This is a genomic window from Rhizobium sp. ZK1 (assembly GCF_047782645.1).
Taxonomy (GTDB): Bacteria; Pseudomonadota; Alphaproteobacteria; order Rhizobiales; family Rhizobiaceae; genus Rhizobium.
Genome location: NZ_CP180586.1, coordinates 4212047 through 4236995 on the forward strand (window position 1 = coordinate 4212047; position 24949 = coordinate 4236995).

General features: G+C 59.7%; 20 protein-coding genes and 2 pseudogenes. 15 read left to right on the forward strand and 7 right to left on the reverse strand.

From position 1 onward, the window contains the following. Nucleotides 1–8 precede the first annotated feature (8 nt). On the forward strand, nt 9–1196 hold the full coding sequence (locus tag ACK9YZ_RS21165; RefSeq protein ID WP_216755744.1) for an IS701 family transposase: 1188 nt from the start codon (nt 9–11) through the stop codon (nt 1194–1196). A gap of 288 nt (nt 1197–1484) precedes the next feature. Here the strand turns inward: ACK9YZ_RS21165 and ACK9YZ_RS21170 are convergent, their stop codons facing one another. Further along, nucleotides 1485–1757: a hypothetical protein gene (locus tag ACK9YZ_RS21170; RefSeq protein ID WP_416065065.1), complete on the reverse strand. Its 273-nt coding sequence runs from the start codon at nt 1755–1757 to the stop codon at nt 1485–1487. A gap of 417 nt (nt 1758–2174) precedes the next feature. Here ACK9YZ_RS21170 and ACK9YZ_RS21175 point away from each other — a divergent pair, with 417 nt between their 5' ends. From ACK9YZ_RS21175 to ACK9YZ_RS21190, 4 genes and pseudogenes are all read left to right on the forward strand, one after another. Further along, nucleotides 2175–3197: a UDP-glucuronic acid decarboxylase family protein gene (locus ACK9YZ_RS21175; protein WP_416065066.1), complete on the forward strand. Its 1023-nt coding sequence runs from the start codon at nt 2175–2177 to the stop codon at nt 3195–3197. A 1-nt stretch (nt 3198) separates the two neighbouring features. Next, nucleotides 3199–4182 carry a UDP-glucose 4-epimerase GalE gene (gene galE / locus ACK9YZ_RS21180; RefSeq protein ID WP_416065067.1) on the forward strand — a complete coding sequence of 328 codons (984 nt, stop codon included), beginning with the start codon at nt 3199–3201 and terminating at the stop codon, nt 4180–4182. 53 nt (nt 4183–4235) lie between these two features. Next, nucleotides 4236–5062: pseudogene (locus ACK9YZ_RS21185) on the forward strand (N-acetylglucosaminyltransferase); the annotation flags it as partial. Next, nucleotides 5019–5165, forward strand: a pseudogene (locus ACK9YZ_RS21190) (glycosyl hydrolase family 5); the annotation flags it as partial. The pseudogenes ACK9YZ_RS21185 and ACK9YZ_RS21190, both read left to right, overlap by 44 nt. A 65-nt stretch (nt 5166–5230) precedes the next feature. On the opposite strand, the gene ACK9YZ_RS21195 reads toward ACK9YZ_RS21190, so the two are convergent. Continuing rightward, nucleotides 5231–6517 (reverse strand): ABC transporter substrate-binding protein, encoded by a 1287-nt coding sequence (locus ACK9YZ_RS21195; protein WP_416065068.1) that lies wholly within the window; start codon nt 6515–6517, stop codon nt 5231–5233. A gap of 160 nt (nt 6518–6677) precedes the next feature. On the opposite strand from ACK9YZ_RS21195, the gene ACK9YZ_RS21200 reads away from it, so the two are divergent. The 3 genes from ACK9YZ_RS21200 to ACK9YZ_RS21210 are packed head-to-tail and all read left to right on the forward strand — an operon-like array spanning nt 6678 to nt 10579. Further along, nucleotides 6678–7706, forward strand: a complete 1029-nt coding sequence (locus ACK9YZ_RS21200; RefSeq protein ID WP_416065069.1) for a LacI family DNA-binding transcriptional regulator — start codon at nt 6678–6680, stop codon at nt 7704–7706. Between the two features lie 9 nt (nt 7707–7715). Then, nucleotides 7716–9572, forward strand: coding sequence for a DUF2264 domain-containing protein (locus tag ACK9YZ_RS21205; RefSeq protein ID WP_416065070.1), 1857 nt, complete (start codon nt 7716–7718; stop codon nt 9570–9572). Beyond that, a complete protein-coding gene (locus ACK9YZ_RS21210) occupies nt 9569–10579 on the forward strand; it encodes a hydroxyacid dehydrogenase (RefSeq protein ID WP_216756460.1) in 1011 nt (336 codons plus the stop codon). The genes ACK9YZ_RS21205 and ACK9YZ_RS21210 overlap by 4 nt, the downstream gene beginning before the upstream one ends. Nucleotides 10580–10585: 6 nt before the next feature. Here ACK9YZ_RS21210 and ACK9YZ_RS21215 read toward each other — a convergent pair whose 3' ends face one another. From ACK9YZ_RS21215 to ACK9YZ_RS21235, 5 genes are all read right to left on the reverse strand, one after another. Beyond that, complete coding sequence (locus tag ACK9YZ_RS21215; protein ID WP_416065071.1) at nt 10586–11860, reverse strand: Gfo/Idh/MocA family protein; 1275 nt, start codon at nt 11858–11860, stop codon at nt 10586–10588. A gap of 46 nt (nt 11861–11906) precedes the next feature. Next, a complete protein-coding gene (locus ACK9YZ_RS21220; RefSeq protein WP_416065072.1) occupies nt 11907–12737 on the reverse strand; it encodes a sugar phosphate isomerase/epimerase family protein in 831 nt (276 codons plus the stop codon). 30 nt (nt 12738–12767) lie between these two features. Further along, on the reverse strand, nt 12768–13931 hold the full coding sequence (locus tag ACK9YZ_RS21225; protein ID WP_416065073.1) for a dihydrodipicolinate synthase family protein: 1164 nt from the start codon (nt 13929–13931) through the stop codon (nt 12768–12770). Nucleotides 13932–13934: 3 nt separating this feature from the next. Next, nucleotides 13935–15083, reverse strand: coding sequence for a Gfo/Idh/MocA family protein (locus ACK9YZ_RS21230; RefSeq protein WP_416065074.1), 1149 nt, complete (start codon nt 15081–15083; stop codon nt 13935–13937). Between the two features lie 133 nt (nt 15084–15216). Beyond that, nucleotides 15217–15891, reverse strand: a complete 675-nt coding sequence (locus ACK9YZ_RS21235; RefSeq protein WP_216756465.1) for a TetR/AcrR family transcriptional regulator — start codon at nt 15889–15891, stop codon at nt 15217–15219. A gap of 205 nt (nt 15892–16096) precedes the next feature. Between ACK9YZ_RS21235 and ACK9YZ_RS21240 the strand changes: the two genes are divergently transcribed. From ACK9YZ_RS21240 to ACK9YZ_RS21270, 7 genes are all read left to right on the forward strand, one after another. Further along, nucleotides 16097–17383 (forward strand): ABC transporter substrate-binding protein, encoded by a 1287-nt coding sequence (locus tag ACK9YZ_RS21240; protein WP_216756466.1) that lies wholly within the window; start codon nt 16097–16099, stop codon nt 17381–17383. Nucleotides 17384–17389: 6 nt separating this feature from the next. Beyond that, nucleotides 17390–18349 (forward strand): carbohydrate ABC transporter permease, encoded by a 960-nt coding sequence (locus tag ACK9YZ_RS21245; protein ID WP_416065075.1) that lies wholly within the window; start codon nt 17390–17392, stop codon nt 18347–18349. Beyond that, nucleotides 18342–19229, forward strand: coding sequence for a carbohydrate ABC transporter permease (locus tag ACK9YZ_RS21250; protein ID WP_416065076.1), 888 nt, complete (start codon nt 18342–18344; stop codon nt 19227–19229). Before ACK9YZ_RS21245 ends, ACK9YZ_RS21250 begins: the two co-directional genes overlap by 8 nt. 36 nt (nt 19230–19265) lie before the next feature. Next, nucleotides 19266–20339: a Gfo/Idh/MocA family protein gene (locus ACK9YZ_RS21255; RefSeq protein ID WP_416065077.1), complete on the forward strand. Its 1074-nt coding sequence runs from the start codon at nt 19266–19268 to the stop codon at nt 20337–20339. A gap of 16 nt (nt 20340–20355) precedes the next feature. After that, nucleotides 20356–21432, forward strand: a complete 1077-nt coding sequence (locus tag ACK9YZ_RS21260) for an ABC transporter ATP-binding protein (RefSeq protein ID WP_216756469.1) — start codon at nt 20356–20358, stop codon at nt 21430–21432. 70 nt (nt 21433–21502) lie between these two features. Beyond that, a complete protein-coding gene (locus ACK9YZ_RS21265) occupies nt 21503–22378 on the forward strand; it encodes a choline/ethanolamine kinase family protein (RefSeq protein WP_416065078.1) in 876 nt (291 codons plus the stop codon). Next, nucleotides 22379–24829, forward strand: coding sequence for a GcvT family protein (locus ACK9YZ_RS21270; RefSeq protein WP_416065079.1), 2451 nt, complete (start codon nt 22379–22381; stop codon nt 24827–24829). Nucleotides 24830–24949: the final 120 nt, after the last annotated feature.

A 24949-nucleotide genomic window follows, 5' to 3' on the forward strand; every position in this document is an offset into this window, starting at 1 on the left:
GAAGTTCAATGTCGGTTGCGGGTTGGTCCGGGTCGGTTCTGGCGTGGCATCGTGAGCTCGATGCCTTGAAGGTGCGGTTGGGCTCGGTCTTTGGTCGCCGAGAATTGCGCGCATCGTGCGGTGCCTTTCTGGATGGGTTGTTGTCGGGAGTAGAGCGCAAGACTGGCTGGCTGATGGCGGAACAGGCAGGACTGGAGCGCCCTTATCGGATGCAATCGCTGCTGGGGCGCAGCCATTGGGATGCTGACGCATTGCGCGATACGGTTCGCGCTTATGCAATAGAGTCTCTCGGTGACGCGGACGGCGTTCTTGTGGTCGATGAGACCGGCTTCCTGAAGAAAGGCGCCCATTCAGTCGGTGTCGCACGACAATATTCCGGCACGGCCGGCCGGATCGAGAACTGTCAGATCGGTGTTTTCCTTGCCTATGCAAGCCGCTACGGTCAGACCCTGATCGATCGGCAACTTTATCTACCGAAGGAGTGGGCCGAGGATGAAGCCCGCCGTGCTTCGGCTCATGTCCCCCAGTCCCAAGCCTTCGCGACCAAACCGGCCATTGCAGCCAAGCTCATTGCCGATGCGCTGGATGCCGGCGTGCCTTGTGCCTGGGTATTGGCGGATGCGCTTTATGGTTCGGATTCCAAGCTGCGCCGGATGCTGGAAAGCCGTGGCCAGCCTTATGTTCTGGCAGTGCGCTCCAATCATTGCCTGCGCTTTGTGCGTGAGCAAGGGATCGAGCAGACCGATCCCGAAACGATGGCTGATGAGTTGAAACCGGAGGTTTGGCAGAGCCATGCAGCAGGCGAAGGTGCCAAGGGTCTTCGGCTTTATGATTGGGCCCGTATTCCTCTCAGCTCTCGCCCGGATCCACAATGGGAGCGCTGGCTTCTGATCCGGCGCAGCCGACGCGAACCCGATGCGCGCGCCTATTACTTTGTCTTTGCGCCCGCCGGTACCGAATTGAGCGAATTGGCGGGCGCTGCCGGGCTGCGTTGGACCGTGGAAGAATGCTTCCAGCGTGCGAAGGACGATCTCGGCCTGGATCATTGCGAAGCGCGATCCTGGCATGCTTGGAAGCGGCACATGACGCTCGTCATGGCAGCCGCTGCATTCCTCGCCAAACTCGGCGCCGATCTACGCCGCACCGCTGCTGGCAAACCGAACGAAACGAGTCCAAACCCGCCAATCGCCGCCTGACCAACACCATGGCCTTCGTGCCCAGCGTCGCAGAGATCCGCTATCTGATCAAACGCCTCCTGCTACAGCCCCCGATTAGAGTTCGCCTCATCTTGGCATGGTCACTCTGGCGACGCAGGCATCAAGCATCCGCAATGCTTTCTCACTACAAAGCAAGGCATCAAACGCAACTGTAGTACTAGAGCGCCGTGCGTCCATTCGGACTCACAAAGAATACTCTAACTCTTTGAATCTACGCATCAGGCTTCCGAAAATCGATTCCGATTTTCGGGCCGATGCTGTAGGCCATCAATCCATCAGGGATGAGCGGGCGAAGCAACGCGATTTCTGGCCGAAGCCGCTCGGTGAGCAGATGTAGGGTGCAGAGCCGGGATATTCTCCGGCTTCGGCCCTTGTCGGAGCGGTAATCTTCGGTTTGGCACTATAGGCGAAGGCCTTCATCGCGTGCGGAACCCGCGCCACTACGACATTCTTCTCCGTACTTCCGACTGTGGTCGCATCGACGACCGCACAGGACATAGGCCCGATAGCCGCCAGAATAATCGTTGCTGCCAAAGCCAACGAATTAAGTCTGCATGGCGATGTGGCATGCACTTGGTCATGAGCTGTCATTAGGCACCCCCTTGGGCAATAGTGACGCGCCCTTACAAACCAGTAGCTGGCGGCTCCTTTGTATCAGCTCCGTGGCTGAGGTTAGGGCAGCCGAATGAAAAGCTTCGTAGAATAGTCCTTTAAAAAGGATTAATCAAAGGAACTCCAGGGTTTTCTATAGTAGCTATTTGGAATTGTACCTATGTTTTTAAATTGACCTTGGTTGATATTCTCCTATCATTTTGAACATGGCTGCAATATTCTGAAGAATAACCGGCATATTTATTCAATGGATACTACTTTATGTTGAAGATATCGAGACGGAAGAGAGAAAGCTAAAATATAGAAGGGTCTAGAAAGGCCACACCGCATGGGAAGGAGTTTGTAGTGCGTAGTTTCATTCCCACCGAAGCTTATCATGAACCTGCATCCGCATCGACATCATCACGGCCAAAGGCGGTACTGGTCAATGGAGGTGCTGGTTTCCTGGGGTCCCATCTTTGCGAACGGCTTCTCGAGCGTGGTCATCAGGTCATCTGTCTCGACAATTTCTACACTGGCCGCCGCGTCAATATCGAGCATCTGCAGCAGAACACCCATTTCCGGCTTCTCGAACATGACGTGCGGCAGCCCTATGATGTGGAAGCGTCCGTCATCTTCAACTTTGCTTCGCCAGCTTCGCCGCCGGATTATCAGCGCGATCCCGTCGGCACCTTGCTGACGAACGTGCTTGGAGCCGTCAATACGCTGGATGCGGCCCGCCGCATCGGTGCAACGGTCGTCCAGTCCTCGACGTCGGAAGTCTACGGGGATCCGCATCAGAATCCGCAACGCGAAACCTATTTCGGCAACGTCAACCCGATCGGTCCGCGCGGCTGCTACGACGAGGGCAAGCGGTCCGCCGAGACCCTGTTTTTCGATTATCACCGCAAGTATGGCGTCGATATCAAGGTTGGCCGGATCTTCAATACTTATGGTCCGCGCATGCGTCTCGATGACGGACGGGTCGTGTCCAACTTCATCGTTCAGGCGCTCTCCAACACCGACATAACGATCTACGGTGATGGCCGGCAGACCCGTTCCTTCTGCTATGTCGATGATCTCATCGACGGTTTCCTGCGTTTCGCCGATGCTGGCGAAAACTGCGTCGGTCCGATCAATCTCGGCAACCCAGCGGAGATCACCGTGCGGGATCTTGCCGAGATCATTCTCGATCTGACCAATTCACGCTCACGCCTCGTTTACCTGCCGGCCGTCGCGGACGATCCGCAGCAGCGCCGGCCGGATATTGCCCGAGCCACGGAAGATCTGAACTGGTGGCCGACGACGGAGCTGAAGACCGGGCTGAAGCGTACGATAGCCTATTTCGATGCGCTGCTCACCCACAGGCAAGTGGTGGAGGCCGTATGAGATGCCCCGCTACATCCTGGTTACGGGTGGCGCCGGCTTCATCGGCAGCCACATCTGCAAGGCACTTGCGCGCGCCGGTATGGTTCCGGTCACCTATGACAATCTCTCGACCGGACACATTGATAGTGTCCGGTGGGGGCCGCTGATCCAGGCGGATATCGCCGATGGTGCAAGGCTGCGACAGGTCATAGCGGAGTACGCGCCGGATTGTGTCATCCATTGCGGTGCCAACGCCTATGTCGGTGAATCCGTCGAAAAGCCGAGCATCTATTATCGCAACAACGTCATCGGCAGCCTGACGCTGCTGGACGCCTGCCTCGATCGCAATATCGACAGGATTGTTTTTTCCAGAAGTTGCGCGACCTACGGCATACCGGAGCTGCTGCCAATCAGCGAGAAAACGCCGCAACATCCGGTCAATCCCTATGGCAGAACCAAGCTGATCTTCGAAATGGCGCTGGAGGATTATGCCGCAGCCTACGGCATCCGCTTTGTCGCCCTTCGTTACTTCAATGCCGCCGGCGCCGATCCGGAGGGCCAGCTTGCTGAACGGCACTATCCCGAAACTCATCTGATCCCGCGTGCTCTTCTCGCTGCCAGCGGCCGGATCGGCAACCTCGACATTTTCGGCACGGATTATGAGACCGAAGACGGCACCTGCGTCAGGGATTACATCCATGTCAGCGATCTCTCGGAGGCGCATCTCGCCGCCGTTCGCCATCTCCTGGCCGGCGGCAACTCGCTGAGCATCAATCTGGGCTCCGGCCGCGGTACGTCGATCGGCGAGATCCTCGATGCCGTCAAACGAAAGACCGGCCACAAGGTGCCGGTGCGCTATCAGCCGCGCCGTGCAGGCGATCCGCCGGCTCTTTTTGCTGATACGAAAAAGGCCCGCTTGGCGCTGGATTTCACACCGGCGCCTTCGGATATCGATACGATCATCCGCACGGCCGGCCCGACTTTCGGACTGGAGGTGATCGCGTGAGCATCAGAGCCGAAACAGACCGCGTATATCGGTCTTCTGCCGCCAAGGCCGAGATGTTCGAGCCTGTCTTTTCCGGCTGGAATCGTGCTGCTTATGGGCTTGGCATCCTCTGCTGGCTGGCGGCGCTCGGCTATTTCTGGCTTTGGTGGGCTCAGCCCATCCACATCGTATCGTGGCCTACATTCCTCCTCGTCACTCTCATTCTTGCATGGGTCACGCTGCTGTCGGCCTACTTCATCCTGATCTTCCTGGATGCAAGACAGGTCAGATCATCTGCAGGCCTGCCGAAGGCCGCGTCGCGATGGTCGTCACCAAAGCGCCATCGGAACCTTTCACCGTCGTGCGCAAGTCGCTCCTTGCCATGCTCGATCAGAAAGACGTCGAGTTCGATGTCTGGCTCGCCGATGAAGATCCATCCGAAGAGACGAAGAGGTGGTGCGGGCAGCATGGCGTCATGATCTCCACACGCAAGAGCGTGAGCGAGTATCACCGCCCCGTCTGGCCGCGCCGCACGCGCTGCAAGGAAGGCAATCTCGCCTATTTCTATGATCACTTCGGCTATGAGCGCTATGACTTCGTCGCTCAGTTCGATGCCGATCATGTGCCTACGCCGACCTATCTTCGTGAAGTTTTGCGGCCTTTCCGCGATCCCGAAGTCGGCTATGTCTCGGCACCCAGCATCTGCGATGCCAATGCGTCCGAGAGCTGGGCTGCCCGCGGCGGGCTTTATGCGGAAGCGAGCCTGCATGGCTCGTTGCAGATAGGATATAACAATGGCTGGGCGCCGCTCTGCATCGGCTCCCATTATGCCGTGCGCACCGCCGCACTGCGGGAGCAAGCCGTGGATGGATACGGCTACGATGAAACAGAGCGATTTTCCGGAGTTTCAGGACGTCGTCTATTTCAATGACCGTGATGTACATGCCTGGCCGTTCGAGCTCGGGCGGCCCGATTGGAGGGTTATCGACGACGCAAGCAACTAGGCTTAGGTTACCGAAAAAGACAAGCCCGCCGATGGCGGGCCTCTGCTCCTTCATATGGGTTAGGGTTAACCCTTGATCGTTGCCTTACCCTCTTCGACGAGCTTGGCCGCGGCGTCGGCTACCGAAATGCGCTCGAAGGCGAGCTCGTCGCAAGTTGGACGAAGGACACGCTGGTCGAATTGGGTTGCGCCCATCGGCACCGGCGGCGGATATTCACCGACCTGATCCTTGAGCAGATTCACGTACTTGACCGTTTCCTGCTCGGTCGGATTGAGTTGTGGCAGGATGGCTTCGCGAACCGCCGGCGACATCGGCACCCCGCGTTCCACGCCGAGGATCTTGCCGGCTTCGAGATCGTTGACGAAGAAGCTGATGAACTTCGCGGCAGCTTCGCCCTGCTTGGTCGTGGCGCCCACGCTCCAGATCAGAGCCGGACGGTAGTAATGGCCTGATGGACCGCCCTTCTTCTCGCGCGGCAGCATGGTGATGCCGAGCTTGTTCTTGATGATCAGCTGGTAGCCGATCATCTGGTTGGAATAAGCCATGCCGATGACCGATTTGCCGAGGCCGAGGCAGTTGGTGTCGATGGTGTTCTGGTCGAGCGTCTGCACATCGGCGGCGACGGTACCGCCAGCCTTGCGCAGCTTTTCCCAATAATCGAACCATTCCTTGGCATCGTCGACCGTGAAGCCGAGGCCGACACCTTCCTTGGCGAAAACGCTTTTGCCGCGCTGGCGCAGCCAGGCATCGAACACGTAGTTGTAGCGTGCCGCATAGGGGCCGCCGCCCTTGCCCGAGGACTTGGCGAGTTCAACGGCGAGCTTGGCATACTCATCCCAGGTAAGATCGGGAGTCGGCAGAGGAATGCCTGCCTTTTCGAATTCGACAGTGTCGAAGAACATCGAGAAGGAGTTCAGGCCAAGGCCGACGCCATAAAGCTTGCCATCCACGGTGGTCAGTTTCAGCATGTCGGCGCCGAAGCTGTCGACCTTCAGTGCCGAGGGAACGAATTCATCGAGCGGCAGGCAGGCGCCGCGCTTGGAATAGTCGGAGATCGTACCCGGCTCGAGCTGGAAAACGTCGGCAATCGCGCGGCCGGCCATCTGCGTTGCAAGCTTCGTCCAGTAACCGTCGCCCGAAAGCGATTCACCGACGATGGTGACGCCAGGCGTCTTCGACTGATAGAGCTTGGCGACGTCGAGCGTGCGCTTGGCACGGTCGTTGGAGCCCCACCACATGGTGCGCAGCGAAGCGTCCTCGGCGAATGCGGGGATCGAGCTGCCGGCGCCGAAGGCGAGGCCGGCCGCGGCACCTGCGGTTCCCATCAAGAATGAACGGCGATTGACCTGCATGATTTCCTCCTAATGTCCAATGCCCGGTGCCATCCTCCAATGGTCTTTCCGAGCGCTCCGGCCGGTAGAGTACGCAAAAAATTTCTCTTTGCAAGAAATTATGATTATCTTGCAAATTTGCGTAATTTGCATAATCTCTGCCGCTATGAATGAGATCAAAATGACCGAGAGCAAAACCAGACGGCCGCGCCAGGCCGATATTGCCAGCCTGGCCGGGGTTTCCGTTTCCACGGTATCGCGGGTGCTCGCCAATGAGCCCGGTATCAGCGAAAGTGTGCGGCGGCACATATTGAAGGTCGCTGCCGAGCATGGCTATCCCGTGAAAGCCGCTTCGGAAAGTACTCCCGGCGGACTTGCTCTGATTGCAAGCGATGGGGCGACCGGCGGCCTCAGTGTCTTCTACGAGTCGATCGTCGAGGGCCTTCGTGCGGGTGCTGCCGATGCCGGCATGTCCTTCGAGGTGCGTCTCGTGCGGGAGGACCGCACGACTCCTGACGTGGTCGGCGAATATCTGCAGACGGCAGAAGCAGAAGGGCTTTTCCTCGTCGGCATCGATCCTAGTGATACGCTGCGGGCTTGGCTCGAAGCGACTGGGGTACCAACTGTTCTCGTCAACGGCACCGATCCGCGTCTGCGCCTCGATGGCGTGTCGCCCTCCAATTTCTTCGGTGCTTTCGAGGCGACAAGCCGGCTCACGAAAGCCGGCCATCGTCGCATTCTGCATCTGACCGGCTCGCATCGTCACACGATCCGCGAACGTGTGCGCGGCTTTGAAGCGGCGATTGCTGCGGTTCCTGGTGCCGAAGGCCGGCTCGTGCCGCTAACCTTCCAGGGTAGCGCCAGCCGCGAGGCGCATGAACGCACGGTCGCGATACTTGCGGAAGATCCAGGTTATACGGCCGCTTTCTGCATGAATGATTTCATCGCTGTCGGCGTTCTTGAAGCTGTCACCGAAGCAGGGCTTCGTGTTCCCGAGGATTTCGCGATCGTCGGTTTCGATGATCTTCCCTGCGCTGTGATGACCAATCCGCAGCTCTCGACCATGCGCGTCGATCGCGCCGCCCTCGGCCGCGAGGCCGTGTCCCTGATGATTTCCCGCTACCGCGACAGGACCGCGCCGGCCCGCCATATCTGCCAGGCGGTCGTTCCCGTTGCCGGAGGCACCGTTCCCGATACCGACAAGCTGTGAGTGATGCCGATGACCTATGATCCCGCCAGCGCCAACCCGCTTGCAGGCAACCCGCTGAAGACACGTACCGACATGATCCGTGCCGTCAACGATCTCTTCGATCCACTGCTGCCCTTCTTCTCCAATGGCAATGCTCGCGTCCGCCTCGATGGCACCGGCGCTCATTTCGACCGAGCCGCTGCCGACCTCGAAGGCTTCGCCCGTCCGCTCTGGGGGCTTGCTCCGCTTGGTGCCGGCAAGAATGATTTCGCCCATTGGCAGCGCTTTGCCGAAGGCTTGGCGAATGGCTGCGATCCCGCCCATCCCGAATATTGGGGCACGGTCAATGCCCGTGACCAGCGCATGGTGGAATTGGCCGCCCTTGGTTTTGCTCTGGCGCTGGTTCCCGAGAAGATCTGGGAGCCGCTCGACAAGCGCGCCCGCGACAATATCATCGCCTATTTCAAGCATGTCCGGCAGTTCGACTATGCCGACAACAACTGGAAATTCTTCCGCATCTTCGTCGATATCGCCCTCGATCGCCTCGGCGCCGATTTCGACCGCAGCCTGACGAAGCAATATCTTGAAGAACTGGAAGGTTTCTATATCGGCGATGGGTGGTATCGCGACGGCAATATCCGCCGCATCGACCATTACATTCCCTTCGCCATGCATTTCTACGGCCTGATCTATTCCAAGCTGGTCGATGACGACTATGCCAAGCGCTACCGCGAACGCGCCGTACTCTTCGCGAAAGATTTCCGCCACTGGTTTGCACCTGACGGTGCGACCATTCCCTTCGGCCGCAGCCTGACCTATCGTTTCGCCTGCGCCGGCTTCTGGTCGGCGCTTGCCTTTGCCGATCTCGAGGCTCTGCCGTGGGGCGAGGTCAAGCATCTCTGCCTCGAACATCTGCGCTGGTGGCGGGACAAGCCGATCACCGGCCACGATGGCGTGCTGACCATCGGCTTCGGTTATCCGAACTTGTTGATGTCGGAAAGTTACAACTCCGCCGGCTCGCCCTATTGGGCCTTCAAGGCCTTCTTGCCGCTCGCTATTCCGGAGGATCACCCCTTCTGGACCGCGGAAGAAAAGGTGCCCGATCAGGCGCCGGAAGTGGTTCCGCAGCGTCATCCGGGCATGGTGATGATGCGTGCCGGCAATGATGTCGTGGCGCTCTCTTCCGGCCAGGAAAACTTGCAGATGCGTTTCGGCACGGAGAAATACGCAAAATTTGCCTATTCGGCCCGCTACGGCTTCAGCGTCGAGGCCGACGAGCGCGCCTTCGCACTTGCTGCGTTCGACTCCGCACTCGCCACCAGCGACGACGGCCTGCACTACCGGGTCCGCGAAACGAATGAAGAGGCAAGGATCGCCGGCGATGTTCTCTATTCCCGCTGGTCGGCCTTCAAGGACGTTACGGTCGAAACCTGGCTCGTGCCGTCGGCTCCGTGGCATATCCGCGTTCACCGCATCAGGACGCCGCGCCCGCTGCAGACGGCCGAAGGCGGCTTCGCGATTGCCAGGCGCGATCTCGATGCCGATACGCTTTCTGCCGCGCAGGGCTCGGCCTACGCGATCGGCGAGGCGGATTTTTCCGGCATCGTTGACCTTGGTTCATCGATCAAGCGAAGCGGCCTTGCCCAGAAGGCGCTGCCGAATACCAACATGATCGTTTCCAAGACGCTCGTGCCGCAGCTGCGTGGTGAAATCCCTGCTGGGGAAACAGTCCTGATGACGGCTGTGGTCGCGCTGAACGATCCGGCGGCTGTTTCCGGCGCATGGACCGCGCCGCCGAAAGCGCCCGATATCGCCGTTCTGGAAAAGCTGGTCAAAGACAAGGGTGTCACCGTCAGCGCCATCGAAGCGCCGGGACATATGGCATGAACAAGCCAGCCATCGTCCTTGCCATGCAGCCCTCCCGCACGGAACATATCCTGCCGGAAAAGACCCTTCGCCGGCTGGATCGCATGGGACGTCTGCTCGATGCCGAACCGCTCCAGCGCTTCGATGATGAACGGGCAAAACGCCTGCTGTCCGAGGCGGAAATCCTGATCACCGGTTGGGGTGCGCCCTATGTCGGTCGCGAGGTTCTGGCACTTGCTCCAAAGCTGAAGCTCGTCGTTCATGCGGCAGGAACGGTAAAAGGCATCGTCGACCCCTGCATTTTTGAAGCCGGCATCGCGGTCAGCCATGCGGCCGAGGCCAATGCGGTGCCGGTCGCCGAATTCACGCTGGCCGCGATCATTTTCGCCGGCAAACATGTCTTCCGCTTTCGCGACCTCTATGTTGCCGACCGGCATCGCGACCGGACCTATCCCATGCAGCGCGAGGCCATCGGCAATTACTGCCGCACGGTCGGCATCATCGGTGCTTCACGTATCGGTCGCCGCGTCATCGATCTGTTGAAGCCTTTCGATTATCAGGTGCTGCTATCAGATCCGACCATCGACGCCGATCAGGCGCGCGGGATGGACGTTCAGAAGGTCGAGCTCGACGATCTCATGCGCCGGTCGGATATCGTTTCCGTCCATGCGCCTTCGCTGCCCTCCACCCATCATATGATCAATGCCACGAAGCTGGCGCTGATGAAGGACGGCGCCACGCTGATCAATACCGCGCGCGGTGCGTTGATCGATGAGGTTGCCTTGCTGGCTGTGCTGAAAACCGGTCGTATCGACGCCGTCATCGACGTGACCGATCCCGAAATACCGGGACCGAATTCGGCTTTCTATGATCTGCCCAACGTCTTCCTGACGCCGCATATTGCCGGTGCGGTCGGCCTGGAGCGCGCCCGTCTCGGTGAAATGGCAGCGGATGAGGCTGAACGCTTCGTCAAGGGCGAGCCACTGCTTCACGGGCTCACCCTCGAAAGCCTGGAAAATACTGCCTGAGGCCTCTTACGACGCCTTCAGGGAGTTCGGCGAACCGTCATTGGCAAGCTCCGGCATAAGGTCGGAAATGTTGACGACCTTGCCGCTGCGCGAGCTCGTCAGCGCTGCGATGCCGCAAAGCACGGACATGGCGCCGGCGCGCGTACCGGCCCGCTGCGCGAGTTTGTCCTGCATGTCGGGCTTGAAGATCATGTTGCGCATCCGGTCGTCGCCGCCATAGTGGCCGCCCGAGGAATGCGGCACCTTGATGCGTTCGACCGCTTCCTTGCCATGCGGGAAGTTGCGAATCAGCAGGATCGTGTCTTCCCTCGGCTCTTCCCAGGGCTGCGCCTCATACTGGCGGATCTCGATGCGACCTTTGGTGCCGTTGAAAGCCAGATGATGACCTTCGATCGGCTGGAACGTGTTCAGAGAATAGGAAACATGGACATTGTTGCGATAGCGGATGGAAACGGCCATCGTATCGGGAATGTCGATGTCTTCGCGGAAAACGCAGCCATCGCGGAAATAGCCATCGATCTTCGAGGGATCTTCATAGAGCGTGTCGAGGAAGGGATCCCCTTCGAGATCGAGATAGTAGTCGCAGTCCTGCGTGTGCGAACAGAGCTTGCAGCGCGGGCCGCGGAAGGGTCCCTTGCGGCCGTAATTCTGCAAGTCGGCAAAGGAGGTCACGGCGTCAGGATCGCTATCGAGGTACCAGTTCAAAAGGTCGAAATGATGCGTCGCCTTGTGAACGAAGAGACTGCCGGAATTTTCCGTATAGGCATGCCAGCGGCGGAAATAATCGGCGCCATGCTTGGTGTTGAGGTACCAATGGAAATCGACCGAGGTGACGCGGCCAATCTCGCCGGAATTCAGGAGTTCCTTGATCTTGGCTGCCGTTGGCGCATAGCGATAGTTGAAGGAAACGTCGACCCGGCGGCCGGTACGCTTTTCGGCATCCAGGATTCGGCGAATCTTTTCGACCGTAGTGGTCATCGGCTTCTCGGTGATCACGTCGATACCGGATTCCAAGGCACGCACGATGATATCGTCATGCGTGTGGTCGGGCGTGCAGACGATCACCAGATCCGGCTTCTGCTCCGTCAGCATCGCATCGATGTTTTCATAAAGCGGCGCATTGCTGCCGATCATGGTGCGGGCACGCTCGCCGCGCAGCGAATTCTTCTCGACGATCGCAGTCAGGTCGACATGCTCGCGCCAGCCAGCCAAGAGGTCCTTGCCCCACATTGTGGTGCCACGGTTACCGGTGCCGATCAGGGCAAAACGGCGCTTCTCCATCGAATGATTCCTCCTTCATACGTGATGAAACGGATTGGATTTAAAACTAGATCTGGCAGCAGTTCCTGAAGCGCTCGACGCAGGTGGCGATCACCTCGTCGGCGGGACGCTTCCACCAGTTCTCGGCAGAGAAGATTTCGACCTCCTGCGCGCCGAAGAAGCCGGCGGCCTCCACCATCCGTCTTATGCCTTTGAGATCGATCACGCCATCGCCCATCATGCCGCGGTCGAGCAGCATGTCCTTGGTCGGTGCCAGCCAGTCGCAGATATGGTGGGCAAAGATGCGGTTCATGCGTCCGGCGCGGGCCATCTGGTTGGCAAGATCGGGATCCCACCAGACGTGGTAGACATCGACGGCAACGCCGACATCCTCGCCGAGTTGCTCGCACATGTCGAGGGCCTGGCCAAGCGTGTTCACGCAGGCGCGATCGGCGGCATACATCGGATGCAGCGGCTCGATTGCGAGTTTCACGCCCGCAGCCTGTGCATGCGGCAGCACGGCAGCGATGCCGTCAAACACCATCTGTCGGGCAGCGGCGATATCCTTCGAACTGCCTGGCAGGCCGCCGACGACGAGCACCAGGCAATCAGCTGAAAACGCTGCCGCCTCATCGATGGCGCGCCTGTTGTCGTCGAGGTTCTTCTGCCAGTCGGCCTCGTTCGCGGCCGGAAAGAAACCGCCACGGCAAAACCCGGTCAGCCTGATGCCGTTCGACTTGACGATCCTCACTGCCTCGTCGAGACCGGCCTTGGCGACCTGATCGCGCCATGGCGCGATCGAGGTGATGCCATGTTTCAGGCAAATATCGACGGCTTCGGCAAAACCGCATTGCTCACGGATCGTCGCAAGGTTGATCGAAAGTCCTTCGACCTGCATGTCATTCTCCTCCCATTGCCGTGCCGGCGATCAGTGAACGCCGTTGACAGCAAGCACGTGTTTCATGCGCGCGGTTGCCATTTCCGGATCGGCGAGAACGCGGGCCTTGTCGGCCAGGCGGAAAAGCTCCGCCAGATGCGTCATAGAACGCGTGCTCTGCTGGCCGCCGATCATCGTGAAATGATCCTGCAGGCCGTTGAGATAGGCGAGGAAGACGACGCCGGTCTTGTAGAAGCGGGTGGGGGTCTTGAAGATGTGGCGCGACAGCGGAACGGTCGGCTCGAGCAGGTCGAAGAACTCGTGGTTGCTCTTGCGGCCGAGTGCCTCGAGCGCAGCGGAAGCCGCCGGTGCGATGGCGTCGAAAATGCCGAGCAGCGCGTCCGAATGTCCCTGCTCGTCGCCGGCGATCAGTTCGGCGTAGTTGAAGTCGTCGCCGGTATACATGCGCACGCCCTTCGGCAGTTGCCGGCGCATCGTCACTTCCTTCTCCTTGGAAAGAAGCGAGATTTTGATGCCGTCGACTTTGGCGGCATTGGCCTCAATCACCTGCAGGCAGGTTTCCATCGCCTTCAGGTGGTCGCCATTGCCCCAATAGCCGGCCAGTGCCGGGTCGAACATTTCGCCGAGCCAGTGGATGACGACGGGTTCCTTTACCTGGCGAAGGATGCGGTCATAGACCTTGATATAATCGTCCGGCCCCTTGGCTGCTGCAGCCAGGGCACGGCTTGCCATGAGGATGATGCGACCACCAGCGGCTTCCACCGTCTCGATCTGTTCCTCGTAAGCCCGGATGATCGTGTCGATCGTCACGCCGGGGCCGGGCGTCAGATGGTCGGTACCGGCGCCGCAGGCAATCAGCGCGTCCTTGCGGGAGGCGGCTTCACCAAGTGCGTGGCGGATAAGCTCGCGGGCCTCCGGCCAGCCAAGCCCCATGCCGCGCTGCGCCGTATCCATCGCTTCGGCAACGCCGAGACCGAGGTCCCAGAGGCGATGGCGGAAAGCGAGCGTGCGTTCCCAGTCGATCGCCGGGGTCAGCCAGGGATCGTTGTCGGCCAGCGGATCGGCGACGACATGGGCGGCGGCAAAGGCGATGCGCGGGAAGCTCTTAGCGTCCCGCTTCTTGAGTTCGATCGGCGTGCCGGTCGGCGTATAGGGGACGATCTTGCCGTCCAGGGGAAGATTGATCGTCGTCACGGCTCAGAACTCCAGCGTGGGAACGTCGAGCCAGCGGCGCTCGGCCCAGGATTTCAGGCCGAGTTCTGCAAGCTGTACGCCCTTGGCGCCGGCTTCCAGGCCATAGGGCCACGGAGCATCTTCGACGACGTGGCGAATGAACATTTCCCACTGTGCCTTGAAGCCATTGTCGAAGACCTGTGTTTCCGGCACTTCGTCCCAGGTCCTGTAGAAATCGATCGTCTGCGGTTGGTCGGGGTTCCAGACCGGCTTCGGCGTATTGACGCGATGCTGGCTCCAACACTTCGTCAGGCCGGCAACCGCCGAGCCATGCGTGCCGTCCACCTGGAAGGTCACGAGGTCGTCGCGGCGAACGCGTACGGCCCAAGATGAATTGACCTGCGCGATTGCGCCGCCTTCCAGCTCGAAGGTCGCATAGGCCGCATCATCGGTGTCGCAGTTGTAGGGCTTGCCCTGTTCATCGATACGGGTGGGAATATGGGTTGCACCCAGGCAGGAAACGGCCTTCACCTCACCGAAGAGATTATCGAGCACATAGCGCCAGTGGCACAGCATATCGAGGATGATGCCACCGCCATCGGCCTTGCGGTAGTTCCAGGACGGACGCTGGGCCGGAACGCCCCAGTCGCCTTCGAAGACCCAGTAGCCGAATTCTCCGCGCACCGAGAGGATCTTGCCGAAGAAGCCGGAATCACGCAGCAGCGCCAGCTTGCGCAGGCCGGGCAGGAAGAGCTTGTCCTGTACCACGCCGTGCTTGAGGCCGGAGGCGCGCGCCTTACGGGCTAGGTCGATCGCAACCTGCAGATCGTCGGAGATAGGCTTTTCGCAATAGACGTGCTTGCCGGCATCGAGCGCCTTGGAGAGCAGCTCTGCGCGCATCAGCGTCGTTCCGGCATCGAAGAAAATGGCGTCATCGGGATTGGCGAGTGCCGCGTCGAGATCGGTCGACCAGCGCTTGATGTTATGCTTGCGGGCAAGCTCCTCCATCTTTCCGCCGTTGCGGCCGACGATGATCGGATCGATTTCCAGTTTCTCGCCTGATTTCAGGGTAATGCCACCTTGATCGCGAAAGGCGAGGATCGAGCGAACGAGGTGCTGGTTGTAGCCCATACGGCCGGTAACGCCGTGCAAAATGATCCCCAAACGTGCCACTTTTTCCTCCCTGGAAGTTTTTATGCGTCGGGAGCGGGCAGTCAGGCCCGGTCCTCCCGAGCCGGTAACTAAACAGTTACTTGATGACAGAAGAGGAATATTGCTGTCAATAGCCAATTCGGTTTTTTGAAAATCAGCGCTTTATCGAAGCGAGCGTGACGTGAACGATATGTCGTTCCCATGCTTCGAGATTGGCAGGCGTGATGAGATCGCGGCCGAAGATCGTCGAGAGCGTGTACTGGTTGGACAGGTAGAAATAGCCGAGCGAGGCGATTGTCAGATAGACCTGCAGCGGGTCGGCGGTCTCTATGAAGACACCCGCTTTCTTACCTTCTTCCAGTACCTGCGAAAGCTCGCCGATCAGATGCGAATGCAATTCCTTGAGCCGCACAGACTGGCGCAGCCAGCGGGCGCGATGCAGGTTTTCCGTACCGAGCAGGCTGAGGAACTCCGGATGCTGCAGGAAGTAGCGCCAAGTGAAGAGGGCAAGTTCCCCAATGCCTTCCTCGGGGCTGCGAGTACCGATATTCAGCGCGCGCTCTGCGGTGCGGATGCTGACATAGGCCTCCTCCAGCACGCGCAGGTAGAGCTGCTCCTTGTCGCCGAAATAGTGGTAGAGCATGCGTTTGTTGGTACCGGCGCGCTCTGCGATGGAATCGACTCGCGCGCCGCCCATGCCGTTTTCGGCAAATTCCCGTGTGGCGGCCTCAAGAATGGCTGCGCGGGTGCGCTCCGGATCGCGTTGGGCGATTCGCTCAGCGGACGGACGCTTGGTCTTCTTTTTTGCGCTCTCCCCAGTGTCGTTCATGCGATTTCCTCTACTTCCCATGTTGCGCTCATAAGGCTTAAGCGGAAGAATGTAAAAAGCCGATTTGGTCAGAGAAACCGGGCCAGCAACACCGCTTGACAGCCCGGATGCTTTGAACATAACTTGTAACCAATTAGTTATTTGTTGCAAGGTGGCTAATTCGGAAGCGTGTGGAGGCGCTTCCTGTTGGGAGGAGGAAACCAATATGTCTTTTCGTGTAAGCAGACGTAATTTCATGGCGGGCGGAGCAACGCTCCTTTCGCTTTCGGCGCTTGGAAACAGCGCTTTTGCCCAGGAAAACCGCCTGCGCCTCATCTGGTGGGGCTCCCAGCCGCGCGCTGACCGCACCAACAAGGTCTCCGACCTTTTCAAGGCGCAGCACAGCGGCGTTTCGATCACCGGTGAATTCCTCGGATGGGCCGATTACTGGCCGCGCCTTGCCACACAGGTGGCCGGACGCAACGCCCCCGACGTCATTCAGATGGATTATCGCTACATCGTCGAATATGCCCGGCGTGGCGCTCTCGCTCCGCTGGAATCCTATATGCCCTCGAAGCTGCAGCTCGATGATTTCGACCCGGCGCAGATCGAAGGTGGTAAGGTCGATGGTCATTTCTATGGTGTCAGCCTCGGCGCAAACTCGGCGGCGACCGTCATCAACACAGTCGCCTTCAAGGAAGCCGGCATCGACGTGCCGACGAACAAGACGACCTGGGAAGAATTCGGCAAGATCGGCGCCGAAATCACCAAAGCCGGCAAGCGCAAGGGCTATTTCGGCTTTGCCGATGGCAGCGGCGGCGAGCCGCTCTTCGAAAACTATCTGCGCCAGCGCGGCAAGGCGCTGTACACGGCGGATTCGAAGATTGCTTTCACTGCCGAGGACGCTTCGGAATGGTTCGACATGTGGGCCAAATTCCGTGAAGCCGGCGCCTGCGTAACGCCCGACATTCAGGCGCTCTACAAGGATACGATCGATACCAGCCCGCTCACCGTCGGAAAGGCTGCCTGCGATTACGCCCACTCCAACCAGTTCGTTGGCTATCAGGCGATAGTCAAGGACAAACTGATGCTCAGCAACTACATGAGGATCAAGCCGGACTCGAAGGGTGGCCACTACCGCAAGCCTTCGATGTTCTTCTCGGTCTCCGCCCAGTCAAAGGTGATCGATCAGGCTGTCGATTACGTCAACTTCTTCGTCAAGAATCCCGATGCTGCCAAGATCCTCGACGTCGAACGCGGCATTCCGGAATCCAAGGCGATGCGTGAGGTCGTTGCCGGCACGCTCGACGAAACCGGTAAGGTCCCGCTCGAATATGTCAGCGGCCTTGGCGATCTCGCCGGCCCGCTTCCGCCCCCGCCGCCGACCGGCGCCGGCGAAGGCCAGGTCGTGCTGCGCACCATCTCTGAACAGGTCGCCTTTGGCCAGCTCAAGCCTGCCGATGCCGGCAAGCAACTCGTGGATGAAATCACGCGAATTCTCGCGCGGGGTTGATCTTATATGACAAATGCGATGCGCACGTCCGCAGGGACGGTAACAGTGGAAAGATATCAGGGAGTACGGGCTGACGGACGCTTCCGGCGCCTCTGGAATGCCAATGCTCCCGGCTATCTCTTTCTGCTTCCCTGGCTCATAGGTTTTTTTGGCCTGACACTCGGCCCGGCCCTGATTTCGCTCTATCTGTCCTTCACCGACTTCGACATGCTGAGGGCGCCGGGTTGGGTAGGAGCGGCAAATTATGTGCGCATCGCCACAGCCGATCCGAAATTCGCATCGGCCATGTCCGTCACATTGACCTATGTCGTGCTGTCGGTTCCCTTCAAGCTGACCTTCGCGCTGCTCGTCGCACTGGCCCTGAACCGAGGCCTGCGCGGCCTGCCGATCTACCGCGCGATCTTCTACCTTCCGTCGCTTCTCGGCGGCAGCGTGGCGATCGCCGTGCTGTGGCGCCAGCTTTTCGCCAGCGATGGCCTCGTCAACGCCGCACTCTCGCATTTCGGCATTGTCGGCCCGAGCTGGATTTCGCATCCGAGCTATTCGATCTATACGCTGGTAGCGCTCTCCGTCTGGCAGTTCGGCTCGCCGATGATCATTTTCCTGGCCGGTCTGCGCCAGATCCCTCAGGACATGTATGAGGCCGCAAGCCTCGACGGCGCCTCGAAACTCCGCCAGTTCTACAAGATCACGCTGCCGCTTCTGACACCGGTGATCTTCTTCAACGCCGTCGTCCAGACGATCGATGCCTTCAAGGCCTTTACGCCGGCTTTCATCATCTCCGGCGGCACAGGCGGCCCGATCAATTCGACGCTCTTCTACACGCTCTATCTCTATCAGGAAGCCTTCGGCAATTTCCGCATGGGCTATGCCTCGGCGCTCGCCTGGATCCTCGTGGTGATCATCGCGATCTTCACCGCCTTCTCCTTCCTGACCTCGCGCTACTGGGTGCATTACGATGACTGAGATGAACGCTTCCGTCACCGCGGCCCGGCCGCCATCGGACATCGCCAAACGCAGCCTGCCGGCTTCGATCATCATCCATGCGCTGCTGATCGCCGCCTCTCTGCTGATGCTCTATCCGCTGCTGTGGATGGTGTCCGCCTCGGTCAGGCCGGAAAACGAGATCTTCTCATCGACCTCGCTCATCCCGTCGGCCGTCGATTTCTCCTCCTATGTGCGCGGCTGGACCGGTCTCGACATCACCTTCGGCCGTTTCTTCTGGAATTCGCTCGTCATCTCGCTGCTGGTCGTGGCTGGCAATGTCATCGCCTGTTCGCTGACCGCCTTTGCCTTCGCGCGGCTGCGTTTTGCCGGCCGGAACTTCTGGTTCGCGATCATGCTCGGCACGCTGATGATCCCCTATCACGTGACGCTGATCCCGCAATATGTGCTCTTCCTCGATCTCGGCTGGGTCAACACCATCCTGCCGCTGGTCGTGCCGAAGTTCCTGGCAAGCGACGCCTTCTTCATCTTCCTCATGGTGCAGTTCTTCCGCGGCATCCCGCGTGAACTCGATGAGGCCGCGATGATGGACGGCTGCAGCGCCTGGCGCATCTATTGGAAGATCATGCTGCCGCTGTCGCTGCCGGTTCTGGCGACAGCCGCGATCTTCTCCTTCATCTGGACCTGGGACGATTTCTTCGGTCCGCTGATCTACCTCAACGACATGAACACCTACACGATCCAGCTCGGCCTGCGCACTTTCGTGGACTCCACCAGCGCATCGGATTGGGGCGGACTGTTCGCCATGTCGACGCTGACCCTGGTGCCCGTGTTCTTCTTCTTCCTGTTCTTCCAGCGCCTGCTGATCGAAGGCATCGCCACGACCGGCATGAAGCGTTGATGGATCGAGCAGGAAAGCCAGACAGGAAAGAATGACATGAGCATCAAGACAGTCGCGATCATCGGCTGCGGTATCGGCCGCTCCCATATCGTCGAGGGTTATCTGCCGCATCCGGACAAATTCAAGGTCACAGCGATCTGCGACCTGAACGAAGACCGCCTGAAGACGATTGGCGACGAATTCGGCATCGAACGGCGCACGACCTCTTTCGATGAGCTGCTTGCAGACGACAGCATCGACATCATCGATATCTGCACGCCGCCCGGCATCCATAAGGAGCAGGTGATCGCAGCACTTGCTGCCGGCAAGCATGTGGTCTGCGAGAAGCCGCTCACCGGTTCGCTCGCCGGAGCCGACGAAATCATCGGGGCCGAGAAGACCGCCAAGGGCACGTTGATGCCGATCTTCCAATATCGCTATGGCGACGGCGTCGAAAAGGCCAAGCGCATCATCGATGCCGGTCTTGCCGGCAGGTTCTACATGGGTTCGGTCGAAACTTTCTGGCGCCGCAAGCCGGAATATTATGCCGTTCCCTGGCGCGGCAAATGGGCAACCGAACTCGGCGGCGTGCTCGTCACTCACGCGCTCCATCTGCATGACATGCTCTTCTATCTCGCCGGCCCTGCCGTCCGCGTTTTCGGCCGCGTGGCGACCCGCGTCAACGAGATCGAGGTCGAAGACTGCGCCTCCGTCAGCCTGCAGATGCAGAACGGCGCCTTCGTCTCGCTGTCCTGCACGCTCGGTTCGCAGAACGAAATCAGCCGGCTCAGGCTGCATTTCGAGAACATCACCTTCGAAAGCAATCACGAGGCCTATGCGCCCGGCCAGGATCCCTGGCAGATCATCGCTGCCGACGATGAAGTACAGGCGAAGATCGATGCCGTCATCGCCGACTGGCAGCCCGTGCCGCTGCGTTTCAACACGCAGATGCTGCGCTTCCATGATTACCTGATGGGCACGGGTTCGCTTCCGGTGACAAGCGCAGATGCCCGGCGCGCGCTGGAACTGGTGACAGCCATCTACCAATCTTCCGATAGCGGCGCTGATGTCGCCTTGCCGATCGGTCCAGACAGCCCGAAATACGCCGATTGGCGTGCAAGAACCAGATAAGAGGGGATTTCGGAACATGGCAACGAGTGTCGTTCTTCAGAAAGTCGAGAAGCGCTATGGCCAGCTCGACGTCATCCACGGCATCGACCTGACGATCGATCCCGGCGAATTCGCCGTCTTCGTCGGCCCTTCGGGCTGTGGCAAGTCCACGCTGCTGCGCATGATCGCCGGCCTTGAGGAAATCTCCGGCGGCGCGCTGCTGCTCGACAATGAGCGCATGAACGAGGTGACGCCGGCCAAGCGCGGCATCGCCATGGTCTTCCAGTCCTACGCGCTCTATCCGCATATGTCGGTCTACAAGAACCTCGCCTTCGGCCTTGAAACCGCAGGTTACAAAAGGGCCGAGATCGAGCCGAAAGTGCGCCGCGCTGCGCAGATCCTGCAGATCGAGAAGCTGCTCGAGCGCAAGCCGAAGGCACTATCGGGTGGTCAGCGCCAGCGCGTTGCGATCGGCCGCGCCATCGTGCGCGAGCCGCGCATCTTCCTCTTCGACGAGCCTCTGTCCAATCTCGATGCCGAACTGCGCGTGCAGATGCGTGTCGAGATTTCCCGCCTGCACCGCAGCCTCGGCAACACGATGATCTACGTGACCCACGATCAGGTGGAGGCCATGACCATGGCCGACAAGATCGTCGTGCTGAATTCCGGCCGCATCGAACAGGTCGGCGCTCCGCTCGATCTCTACAACAATCCCGCCAACCGCTTCGTCGCCGGTTTTATCGGCAGCCCGAAGATGAACTTCCTTAATGCCAGGATCGAGAGCGTCACCGACACCGGCTCGACGCTCAATGTCTGCGGCAATTCCGTTCAGCTCGGCCGCCGGCTTGCTGGTCAGGCGGGTCAGGACGTTACTTTCGGTATTCGTCCCGAACATCTCTCTTTGGCGGAAGGCGGCACTGGGCTTTCGACCGTCAATGTCGATCTCGTCGAGAACCTCGGCGGCGCCACGATGCTTTACACCACGACGCCGGATAACCAGACGCTGACCATCGCGCTCGATGGTCAGCAGAAGGTCGAGCGCGGCACCAACGTGAAAGCCTCCTTCGATCCGGCCCGCTGTCATGTTTTTGATGCCGCTGGCAAGACAATCTGAATTGGCCGCAACTTGACAGCCGATCCCTCTCAAGCCCATCATTTCCCTGAGGGCTACGAGGGGGTTACGTGTGACGCCTGAAGAGAGGATTCATGCGCTTGGCATCTGGCAAGGCCCGATTGACATAGCCCCGATCACCGGCGGCATTACCAACCGCAATTATCTCGTGAAGGATGGCGCGCTTAGGCGGGTCGTTCGCCTCGGCGATGATATTCCGGTTCATCACATCAACAGGCAGAATGAGCTCGCGGCAAGCCGCGCTGCCCACGCGGCCGGGATTTCGCCCGCCGTGATCCATCACGTGCCGGGCGTGCTGGTTCTGGATTTTATAGATGCCGCGCCGCTTTCGCCTGACGATGTCAGAAAGCCGGAAACGCTTGTCCGTCTCATTCCGCTGATCCGCCGCTGCCACTACGATATGGCCCGCCATTTCCGTGGTCAGGCGATGATCTTCTGGGTTTTCCATGTAATCCGCGACTACATCGCGAACCTGAAGGCCGCAAACAGCCCGCACACACCTTTGCTGGACGATCTCCTGGAGAAAGCCGAGCGTCTCGAAGCAGCGGCCGGTCCCTTCGAAATCGCCTTCGGCCACAACGACCTGCTCGCTGCCAATTTCCTCGACGACGGCCGGCGGCTCTGGCTGATCGACTGGGATTACGCGGGCTTCAATACGCCGCTCTTCGATCTCGGCGGTCTCGCCTCCAACAACGAGTTTTCAGAGGAGGCGGAGCGCCTCATGCTGGAGACCTACTTCGACCAGCCCCTGACGGATGATCTCAGCGGCCGCTACCGGGCCATGAAATGCGCCTCGTTGCTGCGCGAGACCCTATGGAGCATGATTTCCGAGATCCATTCGACCATCGATTTCAACTACGCCGCCTACACGGCCGAAAACCTCGCCCGCTTCGAGCGCGCCTATCGGGCATTTGAACAGGATCATTGAATGACGAAGGAATTACCGAAGACGGCGAAAGCCGTGGTCATCGGCGGCGGCATCATCGGCTGCTCGACCGCCTATCATCTGGCGAAACTCGGCTGGACAGATACGGTGCTCCTGGAGCGCAAGAAATTGACGTCGGGCACCACATTCCATGCCGCTGGCCTCGTCGGCCAATTGCGCACCAGCGCCAACATCACCCAGCTTCTGGGATATTCCGTCGATCTCTACAAGAAGCTCGAAGCCGAAACCGGCCTCGGCACCGGCTGGAAGATGAATGGCGGTTTGCGGCTTGCCTGCAATGAGGAGCGCTGGACTGAGGTCAAGCGCCAGGCGACGACAGCCCAGTCCTTCGGCCTCGAAATGCATCTCCTGAACCCGCAGGAGGCCTTCGATCTCTGGCCTCTGATGACCACAGACGATCTCGTTGGTGCTGCCTTCCTTCCGACGGATGGGCAAGCCAATCCTTCTGACATCACTCAAGCGCTGGCAAAAGGCGCGCGCATGGCCGGCGTCTCGATCTTCGAAGATAGGGAAGTTCTCGATCTCGAAATCGACAAGGGCAGGATTCGCGCCGTCGTCACGGCGCAGGGCCGTATCGAATGCGAGCGCGTGGTGGTCTGCGCGGGACAGTGGACCCGCAGCTTCGCTGCCCGCTTTGGCGTCAACGTGCCGCTCGTCTCGGTCGAACACCAGTATATCATCACCGATTCCTTCGGTGTGCCGTCCAACCTTCCGACGCTGCGCGATCCCGATCGCCTCACCTACTACAAGGAAGAGGTCGGCGGCATGGTCATGGGCGGTTACGAGCCGAATCCAATTGCCTGGGCTCTGGACGGCATTCCCGATGGTTTTCACTACACGCTGCTCGACAGCAATTTCGACCATTTCGAGCAGATCATGGAACAGGCGCTCGGCCGCGTGCCGGCGCTGGAAAATGTCGGTATCAAACAGCTTCTGAACGGGCCGGAGAGTTTTACGCCCGACGGCAATTTCATCCTTGGTGAGGCACCGGAACTGAAGAATTTCTTCGTCGGCGCCGGTTTCAATGCTTTCGGCATTGCCTCGGCCGGCGGCGCCGGCATGGCGCTCGCTGAATGGGTGACCAAGGGCGAACCGCCCTATGATCTCTGGCCGGTCGATATCCGCCGGTTCGGCCGGCCGCATTTCGATACGGACTGGGTCCGTACTCGCACGCTGGAGGCCTATGGCAAGCATTACACCCTGGCCTTCCCCTTTGAGGAATATACAAGCGGCCGCCCGTGCCGGAAATCACCGCTCTATGACCGGCTGAAGGCGCAGGGTGCCTGTTTCGGCGAAAAGCTCGGCTGGGAGCGGCCGAACTGGTTTGCCGATCTCTTCGCCAATGAAGAGCCGAAGGACATTTATACCTATGCTCGCCAGAACTGGTTCGATGCCGTCGGCCGGGAACACAAGGCGGTGCGCGAAGCAGCCGTCATCTTCGATCAGACATCCTTCGCCAAATTCGTGCTGAAGGGCAGGGATGCTGAAACAGCCCTATCCTGGATTGCCGCCAACGATGTTGCAAAGCCCGTCGGTTCGCTGATCTACACGCAGATGCTCAACGACAAGGGCGGCATCGAATGCGACCTCACCTGCGCCCGCATCGCCGAAAACGAATATTACATCGTCACCGGCACCGGTTTTGCCACGCATGATTTCGACTGGATTTCGCGCAACATCCCCGATGGCCTCCACGCCGAACTCGTTGACGTTACCTCGGCCTATACCGTGCTCTCGCTGATGGGACCGAATTCCCGCGCGATCCTGCAAGAGGTCACGACCAGCGACGTCTCCAATGCCGCCTTCCCCTTCGGCCGGGTCAAAACCATCGGTATTGCCGGTTGCCCCGTGCGGGCTCTGCGTATCACCTATGTCGGCGAACTCGGCTATGAACTGCATGTGCCGATCGAATATGCCACCACCGTCTATGACGCGCTGATGGCGACGGACGGACGGTTCGGCCTTGTCAATGCCGGCTACCGCGCCATCGAAAGCTGCCGCCTGGAAAAAGGCTATCGCGCCTGGGGTTCCGATATCGGCCCGGACCATACGCCGGTTGAAGCCGGCCTTAGCTGGGCCGTGAAGATGCGGAAGAACACGCCTTTCAAGGGCCGTGAGGTGATCGAACGCCAGCTTGAAGGCGGCGTGAAGAAGATGCTCGTCTGCCTCGTGCCTGAAAATCCCGATATCGTGCTGCTGGGCCGCGAAACCATCTACCGCGACGGCAAGCGCGTCGGCTGGCTTTCCAGCGGCGGCTTCGGCTACACCATCGGCAAGCCGATTGGCTATGGCTATGTTCGTAACCCAGACGGCGTGACGGAGGATTTCGTTCTCTCCGGCACCTATGAGCTCGATGTTGCCTGTGAGCGTGTGCCTTGCAAGGTCAGCCTCAAGCCGCTTTACGATCCCGAGATGAAGCGGGTGAGAGCCTGAGCCTCGCGGCAGCCAAGGATGGATCAAGTCCAACGAAAGTGTGCGGCGGTTTTACGTCCGAAATTGCAGGCCCAGGGACTTGGACCTGATGAACCCCGCGACAAGCACGGGGATCATGAC

Bases quoted from the DNA above. Each gene is read 5' to 3' on its own strand.
- ACK9YZ_RS21165 (WP_216755744.1), top strand. From the start codon at position 9: ATGTCGGTTGCGGGTTGGTCCGGGTCGGTTCTGGCGTGGCATCGTGAG.
- galE (WP_416065067.1), top strand. From the start codon at position 3,199: ATGCCCCGCTACATCCTGGTTACGGGTGGCGCCGGCTTCATCGGCAGC.
- ACK9YZ_RS21195 (WP_416065068.1), bottom strand. From the start codon at position 6,517: ATGCAGGTCAATCGCCGTTCATTCTTGATGGGAACCGCAGGTGCCGCG.
- ACK9YZ_RS21200 (WP_416065069.1), top strand. From the start codon at position 6,678: ATGACCGAGAGCAAAACCAGACGGCCGCGCCAGGCCGATATTGCCAGC.
- ACK9YZ_RS21205 (WP_416065070.1), top strand. From the start codon at position 7,716: ATGACCTATGATCCCGCCAGCGCCAACCCGCTTGCAGGCAACCCGCTG.
- ACK9YZ_RS21210 (WP_216756460.1), top strand. From the start codon at position 9,569: ATGAACAAGCCAGCCATCGTCCTTGCCATGCAGCCCTCCCGCACGGAA.
- ACK9YZ_RS21215 (WP_416065071.1), bottom strand. From the start codon at position 11,860: ATGGAGAAGCGCCGTTTTGCCCTGATCGGCACCGGTAACCGTGGCACC.
- ACK9YZ_RS21220 (WP_416065072.1), bottom strand. From the start codon at position 12,737: ATGCAGGTCGAAGGACTTTCGATCAACCTTGCGACGATCCGTGAGCAA.
- ACK9YZ_RS21235 (WP_216756465.1), bottom strand. From the start codon at position 15,891: ATGAACGACACTGGGGAGAGCGCAAAAAAGAAGACCAAGCGTCCGTCC.
- ACK9YZ_RS21240 (WP_216756466.1), top strand. From the start codon at position 16,097: ATGTCTTTTCGTGTAAGCAGACGTAATTTCATGGCGGGCGGAGCAACG.
- ACK9YZ_RS21245 (WP_416065075.1), top strand. From the start codon at position 17,390: ATGACAAATGCGATGCGCACGTCCGCAGGGACGGTAACAGTGGAAAGA.
- ACK9YZ_RS21250 (WP_416065076.1), top strand. From the start codon at position 18,342: ATGACTGAGATGAACGCTTCCGTCACCGCGGCCCGGCCGCCATCGGAC.
- ACK9YZ_RS21255 (WP_416065077.1), top strand. From the start codon at position 19,266: ATGAGCATCAAGACAGTCGCGATCATCGGCTGCGGTATCGGCCGCTCC.
- ACK9YZ_RS21260 (WP_216756469.1), top strand. From the start codon at position 20,356: ATGGCAACGAGTGTCGTTCTTCAGAAAGTCGAGAAGCGCTATGGCCAG.
- ACK9YZ_RS21270 (WP_416065079.1), top strand. From the start codon at position 22,379: ATGACGAAGGAATTACCGAAGACGGCGAAAGCCGTGGTCATCGGCGGC.